The sequence below is a fragment of the Vibrio sp. 970 genome, assembly GCF_033339075.1.
This window is the reverse complement of record NZ_JAWOTW010000300.1, coordinates 1-707: the sequence shown is the minus strand read 5'-3', so window position 1 is coordinate 707 and position 707 is coordinate 1. Positions and strand designations below refer to the sequence as shown.

Here is a 707-nt window from a genome sequence, read left to right as displayed (position 1 = left end):
ATGAGCAAAGATGGCGAGTGGATCGATGTTCCATGTGACTTTGGTAACTTGATCATTAACATCGGTGACATGCTACAAGAAGCATCAGGTGGTTACTTCCCGTCGACGACACACCGAGTTATCAACCCAACAGGTGCTCGCCAAGAAAAATCTCGCATTTCACTACCGCTTTTCTTGCACCCAAAACCAGATACAGTACTTTCTGAGCGTTACACAGCACACAGCTACTTGATGGAACGATTACGTGAGCTAGGCGTTATTTAATCAAACGCGATCCTGATTCCAAAGGCCGATGGTTTTTCGCTATCGGCCTTTTTTCGTTTATGGTACAAAAGTAACGACGTTGAGCTTTGAAACGTGCTCAATTTTAATCGCTTATAAATCAAACGAGGGCGCATGGAAGATCAATATGGCGTATGCGATAGCAGTCAGAGTGAAATAGAAAACCCGTTGCTTTGGCCAATGCTTGAGATTCTCAAAAAGCAACCGTCTGGTTGGAAAGTACACACCTTGGCCAGCAAGCTCAGTGAGCGCGGTTACATTAACCAGCTTGACCCCTCGCCAGATAAAGACTTATTCAAAAGAAACTTTCTGATAATGAATGCGCTGTATCAACTGCAAGAGACGCTCTTTCCGGACAGTTGGTTGCAAGTAGAAGCGATGGATATCATGTTGATGTCAGCATTAGAAGCGAGTAGAAACAGCGT

Annotated in this window: 2 protein-coding genes; both read left to right on the top strand. The window is 44.6% G+C overall.

Annotated elements, in window-relative coordinates:
* Positions 1-264, top strand: a 264-nt coding sequence (locus tag R7Q11_RS26300) for a 2OG-Fe(II) oxygenase family protein (protein WP_318094461.1), incomplete at its 5' end; no start/stop codon positions are given.
* 132 nt (positions 265-396) lie between these two features.
* Positions 397-707 (top strand): DNA-J related domain-containing protein (locus R7Q11_RS26295; RefSeq protein ID WP_318094460.1); only part of this gene is annotated, 311 nt, incomplete at its 3' end.